Raw genomic sequence first — 15,704 nt, 5'->3', positions numbered from 1 at the left:
AAAAGAGAGGATAATCTATGAATATTAATCCTAATAATATTGATTTAATTATTAGTGCAGTTCAAGAAGCACAGTATCCAGATTCAGGTTTATCTGAAGTAGCGTTAAGCGGACGTTCAAATGTCGGTAAATCCTCATTTATAAATAGTATGATAGGTAGAAAGAATATGGCACGTACGTCACAACAACCAGGGAAAACACAAACATTAAATTTCTTTAATATTGATGATCAATTAATATTTGTTGATGTACCTGGATATGGATATGCAAAAGTAAGTAAATCTCAACGTGAGAAATTTGGTAAAATGATAGAAGAGTATCTAACTAAAAGAGAAAGTTTAAAGTTAGTTATTCAATTAGTTGACTTACGCCACAATCCTACGGAAGATGATGTTTTAATGTATAATTATTTAAAACATTTTGATATTCCTACTTTAGTCATCTGTACTAAAGAGGACAAGATTGCTAAAGGCAAAGTTCAAAAGCACATCAAAAATATCAAAGAAAAATTAGATTTAGATACTGATGACACGATCATTAGTTACTCATCAATTCAAAATACTAAACAACAACAAATATGGGATTTAATTGCTAATTATTTATAATCATTACAATCTAAACAAAGTTGAAACTTTTGTTTAGATTGTTTTATGTTTAAAGTGTCAAAATTTTGACTTTAAATTAGAATCTTTCTAATTTGTTTGAGCAATCAACTTAAAATCGTTAAATTATGTGTTATACTAACAGTATTGTTAGTATTTGGAGGGCGTTATAAATGCATTTTATTGCTTTAAGTATAAATCATCGCACTGCCGATGTAGCACTTAGAGAGCAAGTCGCTTTTAGAGATGATGCCTTACGATTAGCCCATGAAGATTTGTTCGAAACTAAATCTATTTTAGAGAACGTTATTCTATCTACATGTAATCGTACTGAAGTATATGCCATAGTTGATCAAATCCATACAGGTCGTTATTATATACAAAGATTTTTAGCGCGTTCATTTGGATTTGAAGTAGATGATATAAAACAAATGTCAGAAGTTAAAGTGGGGGACGAAGCAGTTGAACATTTACTGCGTGTCACTTCTGGCTTAGATTCTATTGTACTGGGTGAAACACAAATTCTTGGACAAATGAGAGACGCATTCTTTTTAGCTCAAGATCTTCAAACAACTGGTACAATGTTCAATCATTTATTTAAGCAGGCTATTACATTTGCTAAAAAAGCGCATAATGAAACTGATATAGCAGATAATGCTGTTAGCGTTTCATATGCTGCGGTTGAATTAGCTAAAAAGGTATTTGGTAAACTAAAAGGTAAACAAGCTATCATCATAGGTGCAGGGGAAATGAGTGAGTTATCACTTTTAAATTTGTTAGGTTCAGGTATTGATGATATTACTGTTGTAAATCGAACTGAAACTAATGCGTATAAATTAGCAAACAAGCACGGCGCGAATTATAATACACTTGAGTCATTACCAACTCTATTGACTGATGCGGATATTGTTATCAGTTCAACAAGTTCACCAGATTTTATTGTTACAAAATCTATGATAGAAGAAGTCAATCTTCAAAGAAAAGCTTCATCATTACTGTTAATTGATATTGCAGTTCCTAGAGATATTGAACCAGATGTTAACATTAGTGAGAATATATTCAGTTATGATGTGGATGACCTTAAAGGTTTAGTTGATGCAAACTTACGAGAACGTCAAATGGCTGCAGATTTTATAGCTAGTCAAATTCCTGATGAAGTACAAGCACATAACGATTGGGTGAATATGTTAGGTGTTGTACCTGTTATTAGAGCGTTACGTGAAAAATCAATGACAATCCAATCAGAAACGATGGATAGTATCGACAGAAAGCTTCCTAATCTTACAGATAGAGAACGTACAATAATTTCGAAACACACTAAAAGTATTATCAATCAAATGTTGAAAGATCCAATAAAACAGGCCAAAGAATTGAGTAATGATAAGAGAAGTAATGAAAAATTAGAGCTATTTCAAAACATATTTGATATTGATGCTGAAGATCCTTACGAACATATTAAAGCGCGTAAAGTACAAAAAGAAAAAGAAATGTCTATCCGTCATATCTTTAGTTTTGAATAAGCATATTTATATGGTGATAATATGCAAGAGACCCTGTTTATTAGATTTCATGAAATAATATTAATTATATATTTAATTAGTATTCTCTGTTATTTTATTGACTTCGTTAAAAAGAGTCACAAAATTAGACAATTGGGAATTTATACATTAGGGATTGTTTGGATATTACAAACAATCTCTTTGTCTGTTTATATCACTTCACATAATAGAATTCCTTTAAGTTCGTTATTTGATGTATTTTTCTTTTTATCGTGGATAATCATATGTATTGCATTGATTTTAAATGTTGTTAAAGTATTAAGTTTTTCTGTGTTCTTTCTTAATGTAATAGGATTTATCTTATTAATGATGAATACGTTTCAACCTGAACATTATTCAACAAACGTGCAACGGGTTGCAGTTATTAATGAATTATTGTTAGTGCACATTGGATTAGCAGTATTAAGTTATGCATTTTTTGCTTTAGCTTTTGTTAATTCGTTGCTGTATATTATTCAGTACCGAAATTTGAGAGAGAAGAATTTTGATCAAAAGTATTTTAGGATTGGTAGCGTAGCTACACTTGAAACCGTTGTGTTCTACTCATCTTTAGCTGGATTCATCATCTTGATTTTAAGTGTTATCCTAGGTGCTCAGTGGGGCGTGTATGCCATAGGTCATAGTATCTTTGCTGACCCTAAAGTGGTATTATCGTCAATTATTACCATTTTCTACGCTATTTATTTAATAAGTCGTATCAATCACTGGTTTAAAACAATTTATTTAATCTACTTTAACATTGTGTTATTTTGCTTATGTATGGTTAATTTATTTTTTACAACGCATTTCACTTAAATTTTTTAAATGTCATTAGGAGGCAACAAGTATGCGCAAATTAGTTGTAGGCTCACGTAGAAGTAAACTTGCTTTAACACAGAGCCAACAATTTATCGATAAGTTAAAAGAAATGGATCCAACTCTAGAAATTGAAATTAAAGAGATTGTCACAAAAGGTGATCGCATTGTAAACAAACAACTATCTAAAGTTGGTGGTAAAGGGCTATTCGTCAAAGAGATTCAGCAAGAACTTTTTGATAAAGATATCGACATGGCGATTCACTCACTTAAAGATGTGCCGAGCATCATACCTGAAGGTTTAACCTTAGGTTGTATACCAGATAGGGAAGTACCGTTTGATGCTTATATTTCAAAAAATCATGTTCCATTACATGAATTACCAGACGGTAGTATAATTGGAACAAGTTCGTTAAGACGTGGTGCTCAAATTTTATCTAAATATCCCAATTTAGAAATAAAATGGATAAGAGGTAATATTGACACGCGCCTTCATAAACTTGAAACTGAAGATTATGATGCCATTATTTTAGCTGCTGCTGGATTGAGACGCATGGGTTGGTCAGATGACATCGTTACAACGTATTTAGATAAAGATGTTTTATTACCAGCTATCGGCCAAGGTGCATTAGGTATTGAATGTCGTAGTGATGATACCGAGTTATTAGAATTATTGCAGAAAGTCCATAATCAATCAGTAGCAGACTGTGTTACTGCTGAAAGAACATTCCTTTCGGCTATGGATGGAAGTTGCCAAGTACCTATTGGTGGTTATGCCACAAACAAAGAAAATGGGGAAATTGAATTTACTGGGCTCATTATGACGCCAGATGGCTCAGAAAGATATGAACATACAGAAGTTGGTAGCAATCCAATTGATTTAGGTGAAAAAGTCAGTCGTGTATTAAAAGAGCAAGGCGCTTATGACATCATAAAAAAATTAAACGAAGAACAATCGCATTAAACCAAATTTTAGAGGTGCAATGAATTATGAAACCAGTTGTAGTTATGACGCAATCGAGTGAATTTAGTAGTGATTTAGTTGAAATAGTGCATAAGCCATTTATTGAAATTCAATCACTTGAATTTGACACTCAAGTTTTGCATCATAATTATGACTGGATTATTTTTTCCTCTAAAAATGCGGTTCGATTATTTTATCAATATTTAAATCAAGTAGATGTTAACTATGTAGCAGTTATTGGCAAGAAAACAGCAGAGCTATGTGAAACGTTAAATATTAATGTGGACTTTGTTCCTGATGATTACTCTCAAGAAGGGTTGTTAGAACAGTTTAAACAAGAAAATCAATCTATTTTAATACCAAGTAGTGCTATGGCGCGACCTAAACTTCATCAAACGTTAGCACTAACTAATAGTGTGACCAAAATCGATTTATATGAACCTATTGCGAATAATAGACATATTAGTGAAGTGATTCAACAAGTCGAAAGTCATAAGATTGATGCTATAACGTTTTCAAGTTCTTCTGCTGTAAACGCATATGTAAAGCATAATGTGCCGAAACAGTTTAATAACTATTTTGCAATAGGAAAGCAAACTGCGAACACATTACATCAACATGGTTTAAAATCATTGGTAGCAGATAAACAAACTTCAGAATCGCTTATAAATAAAATTATTGAAAGTTGGTATAATAATGAAATTTGATAGACATAGACGATTACGTTCATCAGAATCAATGCGTAATTTAGTTAGAGAAAATCATGTTAGAAAAGAAGATTTAATTTACCCAATATTTGTAGTTGAAAAAGATGATGTAAAAAGTGAAATAAAATCACTTCCTGGCGTTTATCAAATCAGTTTAAATTTGTTAGATGATGAAATTAATGAGGCATATGACTTAGGTATAAGAGCGATTATGTTCTTTGGTGTACCGAATGCTAAAGATGATGTAGGTTCAGGTGCATATGATCATAATGGCATTATTCAAGAAGCGACTAGAAAAGCCAAAGCATTGCATCAAGATTTATTAATCGTTGCAGATACATGTTTATGTGAATATACAGACCACGGTCATTGTGGTGTGATCGATGAGCATACGCATGATGTAGATAATGATAAATCCTTACCATTGCTTGTTAGAACGGCTCTTTCACAAGTTGAAGCAGGTGCTGATATTATTGCACCAAGTAATATGATGGACGGTTTTGTCGCTGAAATTCGAAAAGGCTTGGATGACGCAGGTTATTATAATGTTCCAATTATGAGTTATGGCATTAAATACGCATCAAGCTTCTTTGGACCATTCAGAGATGCGGCAGACTCGGCACCGTCATTTGGAGATAGAAAAACATATCAAATGGATCCCGCAAATCGTTTAGAAGCATTCCGTGAACTTGAAAGTGACTTAAAAGAAGGCGCAGATATGATGATCGTAAAACCTGCGTTAAGTTACTTAGATATTGTTAGAGATGTTAAAAATAATACAAATATTCCTGTTATCGCTTATAACGTTAGTGGTGAATATGCGATGACGAAAGCTGCAGCTCAAAATGGTTGGATTGATGAAGAACGTGTTGTTATGGAACAAATGGTTTCTATGAAACGCGCTGGCGCAGATATGATTATTACTTACTTTGCTAAAGACATTTGTCGTTATTTAGATAAATAAAATAACTAGTAGGAGGACTTTGATATGGGTTACGAGAAATCGATAGAGGCTATGCAAGTTGCTGAAAATCTAATGCCAGGTGGTGTTAATAGCCCTGTAAGAGCATTTAAATCTGTAGATACACCAGCAATTTTTATGGATCATGCTAAAGGATCAAGAATTTATGATATTGATGGCAATGAATATATTGATTATGTATTAAGTTGGGGGCCATTAATTTTAGGACATAAGAATGAACAAGTCATTAAAAAACTTCATGAAGCTGTAGATAGAGGCACAAGTTTTGGTGCATCTACATTAGAGGAAAATAAACTTGCTGAATTAGTTATCGAACGCGTGCCATCAATTGAAAAGGTACGTATGGTTTCGTCTGGAACTGAAGCAACATTAGCAGCTTTACGATTGGCTCGTGGTTATACAGGACGTAATAAGATCGTTAAATTTGAAGGATGTTATCACGGCCATAGTGATTCATTATTAATTAAAGCGGGTTCTGGTGTTGCAACACTTGGCTTACCTGATTCACCTGGTGTACCTGAAGGCACTGCTAAAAATACAATCACCGTTCCTTATAATGATCTTGATGCAATTAAAGTTGCATTTGAGAATTACGGGGATGATATAGCTGGTATTATTGTAGAGCCTGTTGCAGGTAATATGGGGGTTGTTCCACCTAAAGATGGATTTTTACAAGGATTACGTGATATTACAAATGATTATGGTGCACTTCTTATTTTTGATGAGGTTATGACAGGTTTCCGAGTAGGATACAATTGTGCACAAGGTTACTTTGGTATTACGCCAGATCTTACTTGCTTAGGTAAAGTTATCGGTGGCGGACTACCAGTAGGTGCTTTTGGTGGTAAAAAAGAAATAATGGATAAAATTGCGCCAGTAGGTAATATTTATCAAGCAGGAACACTTTCAGGTAACCCGTTAGCGATGACAAGTGGTTATGAAACACTAAGTCAATTAACACCTGAGTCATATGAATATTTCCAAGAATTAGGTGATATGTTAGAAGAGGGACTTAAAAAAGTCTTTAGTAAACATAACGTCCCAATCACTATAAATAGAGCTGGTTCTATGATTGGATACTTCCTAAATGAAGGACCTGTCACTAATTTTGAAGAAGCAAATAAAAGTGATTTAGAACGATTTAGTCAAATGTATCGTGAAATGGCAAAAGAAGGGGTATTCTTACCACCATCTCAATTTGAAGGTACTTTCTTATCTACAGCACATAGTAAAGAAGACATTGAAAAAACCATCCAAGCATTTGATACTGCTCTAAGTCGTATTGTATAATGTTATGAAATAGAATGAGGTTAGGACTTTCAACTCGATGATGTCTTAACCTCATTTTTAATGAAAGAAGTGGATGCATAATGAAAAAAATATGGATCAATAACTTTATTCTTTTAGTGACAGCAATTGTAATAAGCTTAATACTGCATGTTGCACACATTCTTTTACCATATATGTTTGGTCCTATTATTGCATCAATAATTGTCATTAAGGTATTTAAATTAGAGGTTAAATGGCCTTTTTGGTTCAGTCAGATTGGTCTTATTTTATTAGGTGTTCAAATTGGATCGACATTCACGACTGAAGTGCTTCATGATATCAATGATGATTGGCTGACAATTATTATTGTTACACTATTACTTATCATTTTATCGCTACTGATAGCATTCTTTTTTAAGAAAATAGCAAATGTTAACACTGAAACGGCGATATTAAGTGTTATACCCGGTGCATTAAGTCAAATGTTGATCATGGCTGAGGAAAATAAAAATGCAAATATACTCGTGGTGAGTTTAACGCAAACGTCTCGAGTCATTTTTGTAGTGATATTAGTACCAATGATTTCATATTTCTTTAGTAGCCATGGTGATAATGGCGTAACGCCTCTGAAATCACCACCATTAACAGAAGTACTTAACTTATCGCAAGTTATATTACTCGTGTGTTGTATTGCCATTGTTTATAGTTTTATGGCGAAAATTAATTTTCCTAATAAACAATTATTAGCGCCTATATTAGTTTTGGTTATTTGGAATTTGACGACACAACACATATTTACACTGGATAACTATATCCTTGCTTCTGCACAAGTGATCTATATGATTAGAATCGGACTACAGATTGCCAATTTATTCTCAGATTTAAAAGGTCGTATTGCCGTAGCTATAATTTATCAAAATGTCTTTTTAATCATTGGATCATTTATCATGGTATACGTTGTGCATCTGTTTACAAATAATAATATTAATGAATTATTTTTAGGTGGGGCGCCGGGAGGTATGAGTCAAATTGTTCTAGTCGCAATGGCAACTGGGGCAGATGTGGCAATGATTTCTAGTTTCCATATATTTAGAATCTTTTTTATTTTATTTGTAGTAGCACCTATCATTGGCTTTTTCTTACGTGGTGGTATATCGAAATTTCTGAAAAAAAGATGAGGTTGGAGCAAAATAGTTAGATAATATTACTTGGTAAATTTACAGTAGCCGATTGAACTAAGAAGATGCTTAAATCAAACGTTTAACAAACCTAGTTATCTTTGCTAGCCGGGTCCTAGCTAAGTGAATGTCATCATAAAAAGCTACAAGCTAAGCAAGCTGGGGCGGGACAACAAATATATTTTATTTCTGTTCCGCCCCATATTAATTTTATGAAGGTTTAGATGGGCATCCTTTTAAATGAGCGTCATATAACCCAGCCGCTTCTAAAAATGAAAATACAGTTACTGGACCAAGAAACTTAAAGCCATATTTTTTTAAGTATTTAGACAATTGCTTAGCACGATCATCTACGGTTAATCTTTCCGAAGCATTTGTGTAGTTTAAATCAATTGGTTTGTGATTTACATAAGACCATAGAAAGTGGCTAAAGCTACCATAGTCTTTTTCTATTTCGAAATAGCCCTTGGCTTGTGACACAATGGCTTCTAACTTTTTACGATTATGAACAATATTTGGAAATTCCATTAATGCATCAATATCACTTGGTGTCATTTGTGCAATTTTGCTTGGTTCGAAGTTGTAAAATGCTTCTTCATATGAGTGCTTCTTTTTTAATATAGTGAGCCATGATAGCCCAGCATGTTGAGATTCTAAAGCCATTAGTTTAAATAAGGCTTTACTATCATATATAGGTTGTCCCCAGACATTGTCATGATAATCTAAGTAAGTCGGGTCTGTTGTGCTAAATGCACATTCATTCATAAATATACCTCCAAGAGATTGACTTATCACGATTTCCATTATACTATAATTAAGTAATGAAATATATTATTGGGAAGAGTAAGTTTGAATGATAGCACAGAGAGCATATGGTCGGTGTAAATATGTATAACATTCAATCTGAAGGTAGCCCACTAGAACTTTTATTGAACAATTAATAAGTAGATAAAAGCGTGTTTGAGCGTTAATCAAATTAAGTGCAAGTATATGGATATATGCTTGAATTTAGGTGGTACCACGGAACATCCGTCCTATGTTATTTAGGAGGATGTTTTTTTAATTATTAGGAGGTTTTTAATCGATGAACATGGAACCTAAGTATAATCCACGCGAAGTTGAGGCTGGGCGTTATGAAGAATGGGTAAAGAATGGTTATTTCAAACCCTCAGAAGACAAATCAAAAGAAACATACACAATTGTAATTCCACCACCCAATGTAACAGGTAAATTACATCTTGGACATGCATGGGATACAACGTTACAAGATATCATTACGCGAATGAAACGTATGCAAGGTTATGACACTTTATATTTACCTGGTATGGACCATGCTGGTATTGCTACTCAAGCTAAGGTAGATGCTAAATTAAAAGAACAAGGCATTTCTCGTCATGATATTGGACGTGAAAAGTTCTTAGAACATGCATGGTCATGGAAAGAGAAATACGCATCATTTATTCGCCAACAATGGGCTAAATTAGGATTAGGACTTGATTATAGTCGAGAACGATTTACTTTGGATGACGGATTAAGTAAAGCAGTGAGAAAAGTCTTTGTTGACTTATACAATAAAGGTATCATCTATCGTGGAGAACGTATTATTAACTGGGATCCCGAAGCTCGAACTGCGCTATCAGATATTGAAGTCATTCATGAAGATGTTCAAGGTCATTTTTATCATTTTAAATATCCTTATGCTGATGGTGAAGGGTATATTGAAATCGCAACAACAAGACCTGAAACAATGTTAGGAGATACTGCTATAGTAGTAAATCCAAATGATGACCGCTATAAAGATGTAATTGGAAAGACAGTTATATTACCTATTGTTGGTCGTGAATTACCAATATTAGCTGATGAATATGTTGATATTGATTTTGGTAGTGGGGCAATGAAAGTTACACCTGCACACGATCCAAATGACTTTGAAATTGGGCAACGACATGATTTAGAAAATATTATAGTCATGGATGAAAATGGTAAAATGAACGATAAAGCTGGTAAATATGCTGGTTTAGATCGCTTCGAATGCCGTAAACAGTTAGTTGAAGACTTAAAAGCGCAAGATTTAGTTATTAAAATTGAAGAGCACGTTCACTCTGTTGGGCATTCTGAACGTTCTGGTGCTATTGTTGAGCCGTACTTATCTACGCAATGGTTTGTAAAAATGAAACCACTAGCACAACGTTCACTTGATAATCAAAAAACGGATGATCGCATTGATTTTTATCCACCACGTTTTGAGAATACTTTCAATCGCTGGATGGAAGAAATTAGAGACTGGACGATTTCTAGACAATTATGGTGGGGACACCAAATTCCTGCATGGTATCATAAAGAAACAGGAGATATTTATGTTGGAGAAGAAGCACCTAAAAACATTGATAATTGGGAACAAGATGAAGATGTATTAGATACTTGGTTCTCAAGTGCGTTATGGCCGTTCTCAACTTTAGGTTGGCCAAACATCGATGCCGACGATTACAAACGCTACTATCCTACGAATGCGTTAGTAACGGGTTATGACATTATCTTTTTCTGGGTTGCGAGAATGATATTCCAAGGTCTGGAATTTACAGATAGAAGACCATTCAATGATGTTTTACTTCATGGATTAGTTCGAGCTGAAGACGGCCGAAAAATGAGTAAGTCTTTAGGTAATGGTGTAGACCCTATGGATGTTATTGAAGAATATGGGGCAGACAGTCTCAGATATTTCCTAGCAACAGGATCATCACCTGGTCATGATTTACGTTACTCTACTGAAAAAGTAGAATCCGTTTGGAATTTCATTAATAAAATTTGGAACGGTGCACGTTTCAGTTTAATGAATATTGGAGAAGAATTTAAATTCGAAGATATCGACTTAAGTGGTAATTTATCACTTGCAGATAAATGGATACTAACTCGCTTAAACGAAACAATAGAAACAGTTACAAACTTAAGCGAGAAATATGAATTTGGTGAAGTTGGTCGAGCATTATATAACTTCATTTGGGATGAATTCTGTGATTGGTACATTGAAATGAGTAAAATCCCAATGAATGGTGATGATGAGGTACAAAAACAAACAACACGTTCTGTTTTAAGTTACACACTTGATCAAACGATGAGAATGTTACATCCATTCATGCCATTTGTCACTGAGAAGATATGGCAAAGTCTTCCGCATGAAGGAGAAACTATTGTAAAAGCATCATGGCCAACTGTTAAAGAAGAATATATCTTTGAAGATAGTAAACAAACGATGCAACAATTAGTTGAAATCATCAAATCTGTAAGACAATCACGTGTTGAAGTGAATACACCACTTTCAAAAGCTATTCCTATTTTCATTCAAGCCAAAGATGAAAATATTAAAGCAACACTTATTGAAAATGCAGATTATATTCATAAATTCTGTAATCCAAGTGAATTAACGATAGATACACATATTGATATACCAGAAAAAGCGATGACTGCAGTAGTAGTTGCTGGTAAAGTTGTATTGCCTTTAGAAGGTTTAATCGATATGGATAAAGAAATTGCACGCTTAGAAAAAGAATTAGATAAATTACAAAAAGAACTAGATCGTGTTGATAAAAAATTATCTAATGAAAATTTTGTTAATAAAGCGCCTGAAAAAATCATCAACGAAGAAAAAGAAAAACAGCAACGTTATCAAGAAAAATATGATGGTGTGAAAAACAGAATTGAACAATTAAAAGCATAGGAGAATCGCCAATGAATTACCTAGAGAGTTTGTATTGGATACATGAGAGAACTAAATTTGGTATCAAACCCGGTGTAAAACGTATGGAATGGATGCTAGATCGTTTGAATAATCCTCAATTAAATATCAGAGGCATACATGTTGGTGGTACAAATGGTAAAGGCTCAACTGTCGCTTATATAAGAGCCGCTTTAGTTGAAAATGGTTATGAAGTAGGAACGTTCACTTCTCCATTTATTGAAACGTTCAACGAAAGAATCAGTTTAAATGGACTTCCAATTACAAATGATGAAATTGTTGAATTAGTTGAAATAGTTAAACCAATTAGTGAAGCTTTAGAACAAGAAACAGAATTAGGTGGCGCTACTGAATTTGAAATCATCACAACGATGATGTTCGTTTACTTTGGTCAAATCCATCCAGTTGATTTCGTTGTTGTTGAAGCGGGATTAGGTATAAAAAATGATTCCACTAATGTGTTTAATCCAATTCTCTCAGTACTTACAAGTATAGGATTAGATCATACAGATATATTAGGTAACACATATTTAGATATTGCAAAAGATAAAGGTGCAATTATCAAGCCGAATACACCTGTCATTTATGCTGTTAAGAATGAGGAAGCACTTAAATATATCCGTGATCTTGCAGAGAGTACTGAAGCAAAACCTATTGAACTTGATCGTGAAATCGTTGTGGTATCACAAGATGATGAATTTACTTACCGATATAAAGATTATGAGCTCGAAACAATTATTCTAAATATGCTTGGAGAACATCAAAAAGAAAATGCATCTCTTGCCATTACTGCACTGATAGAACTTTACGAGCAAGATGTTATCACTTTGGATTTTAATAAGATGATTGATGCAATTGAGAGTGTTACATGGACTGGTCGCATTGAACAAGTCAAAGAGAATCCATTAATGATTATCGATGGTGCGCATAATAATGAAAGTATTGAAGCGCTAATTGATACTATCAAAAATTATTATGACAATGAAAAAATGGATATTCTATTCTCAGCCATAAAAGGTAAACCGGTTCACGGTATGCTTAATAAACTTGAAGAAATATCAAATCACTTATATTTCACTGAATTTGATTTTCCTAAAGCACTAACTAAAGAGGAATTGTCCGAACAAGTAAATCTAGAAAATATTGAATTCATCGATGACTATGTGTCGTTCATAAAGAATTACGATGGTGACGGGCTATTAATTACCGGTAGTTTGTATTTTATAAGTGAAGTAAAAAGTAATACTGAGTTTTAAATTTATAGTAGTTTATTCCCAAGTTGTCTAGGTGACTAAAAATACCTAGTTGACTTGGGAATTTTAGTTATAACGATAATTTGAAAAACCGCTTCAATTTTTCTCTGTTTTTTAAATACTATATATTATTTATAATATAAATCACACAACTTATTTACTTTTATAGGGGAAGCGTTATACTTATTATAGGTGATGCTAGTGCTATTAACGTCTTTTGTTTGCAGTGTTCTATTTAGTTTTTTATATCAACTGACAAATATGACGCAATTAAAATTCAATTATCTAACAATGCGTTCTAAATGTGATTATTGTGACTCGAAATTACAATGGTTTGTTCTAATACCTATACTTAGCTTTTTTATTTTAAGAGGGAACACCGCTTGTTGTCACAATAAGTTAAAACGTCATTATATTATAGGAGAATGTTTATCGTTTATACTGATTCCGATAATTATTTATTTCGACGTCCAAGTGCATTTACCTCTTTTCATTACCACGTATTTATTTTTACTGACCATGGCACTTTATGATATAGAAACATTATCCATTAATGTATTTATGTTAATTCTCTTCGCGATAGTGTGTACGGCACACTCAATATTTTATTTTTCCACATTTATTATTTTTTTCTTCATATTACATGCATTTTATTTTTTATCCCCTAAACATATAGGCTACGGTGATATACTACTTTTAACCATTTTATCCTGCTTTTTCCCTTATCATTTTTACGTAATATTTTTACTCTTTACGCTTTTTATTGCTATTATCGTATCTTCAGTTTTATTCATCACGAAACAGCAAACGTATATTCCATTTGTACCATTTATGTTTATTGGATTTATATTTGCAAGCTGTTTATACCATTCCACACTAATGTATTTATAGAAAGGTTGATAATTATTGAGAATTAAAAGTATGGCAAAGTCTGAATTACCTAGAGAGCGACTCATACATAATGGAGAGAAAAGCTTATCTAATAGTGAGTTGTTTGCAATTCTTATTAATACAGGAAGGCAAGGATTTTCAAGTATAGATATTGCCAATGAATTAATCATACGTTTTGATGGTTTAAAAGCGCTCAAACATTTATCAATAAATGACTTTACAAAAATTAAAGGAATAGGATTATATAAAGCAGTCATTCTTAAAGCTGCTTTTGAACTTGGTGAGAGAATGTATGCTAGAGACCTCAGTGAAAAGATTAAAATAACTTCTCCAAGTGACGTTGCAGATATTATGATGTCAAAGATGAAAGATTTGACTCAAGAACATTTTGTTGTACTCTTATTAAATTCTAAAAATATTGTGATTAAAGAAGAAACAATTTATAAAGGAACATTGAATGCATCCGTTATTCATCCACGAGAAGTCTTTAAAGCAGCTATTAGAGCATCTAGTAATGCCATTATCGTATTACATAACCATCCTTCTGGCGATGTCTTAAACATAGTATCCTAAACTAGAGTACTCTAAGTACTCGAAGTTTAGGATTTTTTAATTACAGTGCTTTAACTATTAAATATATAAGGGTATTATTAATAGTAGTTAAAGTATTTAAAGGTGGTGGAAAGATGAAGGTTCAGAAAGTAATTGTGGAGGAAAAATCATATCCGTTATACATACTGCTAGATAAAGAATTTGAAGTGATAGAACCGGTTAAGCGATTTATAAAGTACTTGGATAATACGGGCAAAGCTCCAAATACCATTAAAACATATTGTTATCATCTCAAGCTGTTTTATGAATTTATGAGCCAAAGTAGAATCGAATTAGGAGATTTACAATTTGAGGATTTAGCAAACTTTGTAGGATGGTTAAGAAATCCAGCAGGGCATTTAAAGGTAATAGATATACAACCAAAGAAGGCTAAAAGAGAGGAAACATCAGTTAATTCCATACTTAACGCTGTAACTAGTTTCTTAGAGTATTTAAATCGCACAGAAAATTTTAAAGCTATAGATATGTCTAAAGAAGCAAGAGGAAGAAACTTTAAGGGGTTTCTTCACCATATTTCTAAAGGTAGATCCTATAAAAAAAATATTTTAAAGCTTAGGGTCAAAAAGAAACTTGTACAAGTATTAGAACATGGACAAGTCAAAGCAATAATTGAGGCATGTCATACCAAAAGAGATAAGTTACTTATTATGCTTATGTATGAAGGGGGACTTCGGATAGGAGAAGCATTATCCCTTCGTATTGAAGATATTTCAACATGGGATAACCAGATTAACATCAGGCCAAGAGATCATAATGAAAATGGAGCTTATATTAAACTTAAAAAAAAAGAACTATTGATGTAAGTAAGGAATTAATGGCATTATATACCGATTACTTAGTACATGAATATGGGGAAGATTTAGATCATGATTATATATTTATTAATCTTAAAGATTCTTATTTTGGCCACCCTCTAAAATATCAAAGTGTATTAGACTTAATAAGAAGACTAGGAAAACGGACAGGGATTACTTTCACTGCCCATATATTACGTCATACGCATGCCACAGAGCTTATTAGAAGTGGATGGGATGCTGCATATGTACAAAAAAGATTAGGGCATGCCCATGTACAAACAACACTTGATACGTATGTTCATCTTTCTGATCAAGATATGAAGAATGAATATAAAAAGTATCTTCAAGGGAGAGAAACATGA

The 15,704-nt window shown here is 33.0% G+C and carries 12 protein-coding genes, 2 pseudogenes and 1 other annotated feature; of the genes and pseudogenes, 13 read left to right on the top strand and 1 reads right to left on the bottom strand.

Translation table 11 applies throughout. The features are described 5' to 3' along the window. Positions 1–17: 17 nt before the first annotated feature. The 8 genes from yihA to JVV30_RS05810 all read left to right on the top strand — a co-directional run bounded on the left by yihA (position 18) and on the right by JVV30_RS05810 (position 8,056). The gene (gene yihA / locus JVV30_RS05845) at positions 18–605 is read left to right on the top strand and encodes a ribosome biogenesis GTP-binding protein YihA/YsxC (RefSeq protein ID WP_070854904.1); all 588 of its coding nucleotides are present in this window, start codon (positions 18–20) and stop codon (positions 603–605) included. Between the two features lie 170 nt (positions 606–775). Then, the gene (hemA, locus tag JVV30_RS05840; RefSeq protein ID WP_204193652.1) at positions 776–2,122 is read left to right on the top strand and encodes a glutamyl-tRNA reductase; all 1,347 of its coding nucleotides are present in this window, start codon (positions 776–778) and stop codon (positions 2,120–2,122) included. A 21-nt stretch (positions 2,123–2,143) separates the two neighbouring features. Beyond that, the gene (locus JVV30_RS05835; protein ID WP_070854906.1) at positions 2,144–2,956 is read left to right on the top strand and encodes a cytochrome C assembly family protein; all 813 of its coding nucleotides are present in this window, start codon (positions 2,144–2,146) and stop codon (positions 2,954–2,956) included. A 31-nt stretch (positions 2,957–2,987) separates the two neighbouring features. Further along, a complete protein-coding gene (gene hemC, locus JVV30_RS05830) occupies positions 2,988–3,920 on the top strand; it encodes a hydroxymethylbilane synthase (protein ID WP_070854907.1) in 933 nt (310 codons plus the stop codon). Positions 3,921–3,946: 26 nt separating this feature from the next. Beyond that, entirely contained in the window at positions 3,947–4,627 is a 681-nt protein-coding gene (locus JVV30_RS05825; protein ID WP_070854908.1) for a uroporphyrinogen-III synthase, read from the top strand. Further along, positions 4,617–5,591 carry a porphobilinogen synthase gene (gene hemB, locus JVV30_RS05820; protein ID WP_070854909.1) on the top strand — a complete coding sequence of 325 codons (975 nt, stop codon included), beginning with the start codon at positions 4,617–4,619 and terminating at the stop codon, positions 5,589–5,591. Before JVV30_RS05825 ends, hemB begins: the two co-directional genes overlap by 11 nt. 24 nt (positions 5,592–5,615) lie before the next feature. Next, complete coding sequence (hemL, locus tag JVV30_RS05815; protein ID WP_053029587.1) at positions 5,616–6,899, top strand: glutamate-1-semialdehyde 2,1-aminomutase; 1,284 nt, start codon at positions 5,616–5,618, stop codon at positions 6,897–6,899. A gap of 80 nt (positions 6,900–6,979) precedes the next feature. Further along, positions 6,980–8,056 carry an AbrB family transcriptional regulator gene (locus JVV30_RS05810; protein WP_204193649.1) on the top strand — a complete coding sequence of 359 codons (1,077 nt, stop codon included), beginning with the start codon at positions 6,980–6,982 and terminating at the stop codon, positions 8,054–8,056. A 210-nt stretch (positions 8,057–8,266) separates the two neighbouring features. On the opposite strand, the gene JVV30_RS05805 is transcribed toward JVV30_RS05810, so the two are convergent. Then, positions 8,267–8,821 carry a DNA-3-methyladenine glycosylase I gene (locus tag JVV30_RS05805; RefSeq protein ID WP_204193647.1) on the bottom strand — a complete coding sequence of 185 codons (555 nt, stop codon included), beginning with the start codon at positions 8,819–8,821 and terminating at the stop codon, positions 8,267–8,269. A gap of 56 nt (positions 8,822–8,877) precedes the next feature. Beyond that, positions 8,878–9,096: a binding site (T-box leader), on the top strand. 44 nt (positions 9,097–9,140) lie between these two features. Between JVV30_RS05805 and JVV30_RS05800 the strand changes: the two genes are divergently transcribed. From JVV30_RS05800 to JVV30_RS05780, 5 genes and pseudogenes are all read left to right on the top strand, one after another. Beyond that, the gene (locus JVV30_RS05800) at positions 9,141–11,771 is read left to right on the top strand and encodes a valine--tRNA ligase (RefSeq protein ID WP_204193646.1); all 2,631 of its coding nucleotides are present in this window, start codon (positions 9,141–9,143) and stop codon (positions 11,769–11,771) included. An 11-nt stretch (positions 11,772–11,782) separates the two neighbouring features. Next, a complete protein-coding gene (locus tag JVV30_RS05795) occupies positions 11,783–13,045 on the top strand; it encodes a bifunctional folylpolyglutamate synthase/dihydrofolate synthase (RefSeq protein ID WP_053029583.1) in 1,263 nt (420 codons plus the stop codon). A 192-nt stretch (positions 13,046–13,237) separates the two neighbouring features. After that, the gene (locus JVV30_RS13545; RefSeq protein WP_083324753.1) at positions 13,238–13,933 is read left to right on the top strand and encodes a prepilin peptidase; all 696 of its coding nucleotides are present in this window, start codon (positions 13,238–13,240) and stop codon (positions 13,931–13,933) included. Positions 13,934–13,948: 15 nt separating this feature from the next. Then, positions 13,949–14,488, top strand: a pseudogene (gene radC / locus JVV30_RS05785) (RadC family protein); the annotation flags it as partial. A gap of 131 nt (positions 14,489–14,619) precedes the next feature. After that, positions 14,620–15,704, top strand: a pseudogene (locus tag JVV30_RS05780) (tyrosine-type recombinase/integrase).

Origin of the sequence: Staphylococcus sp. GDY8P47P (genome assembly GCF_016892225.1) — a bacterium.
In the GTDB taxonomy this organism is placed as follows: Bacteria; Bacillota; Bacilli; order Staphylococcales; family Staphylococcaceae; genus Staphylococcus; species Staphylococcus borealis.
This window is presented reverse-complemented; position numbering and strand designations above follow the sequence as displayed.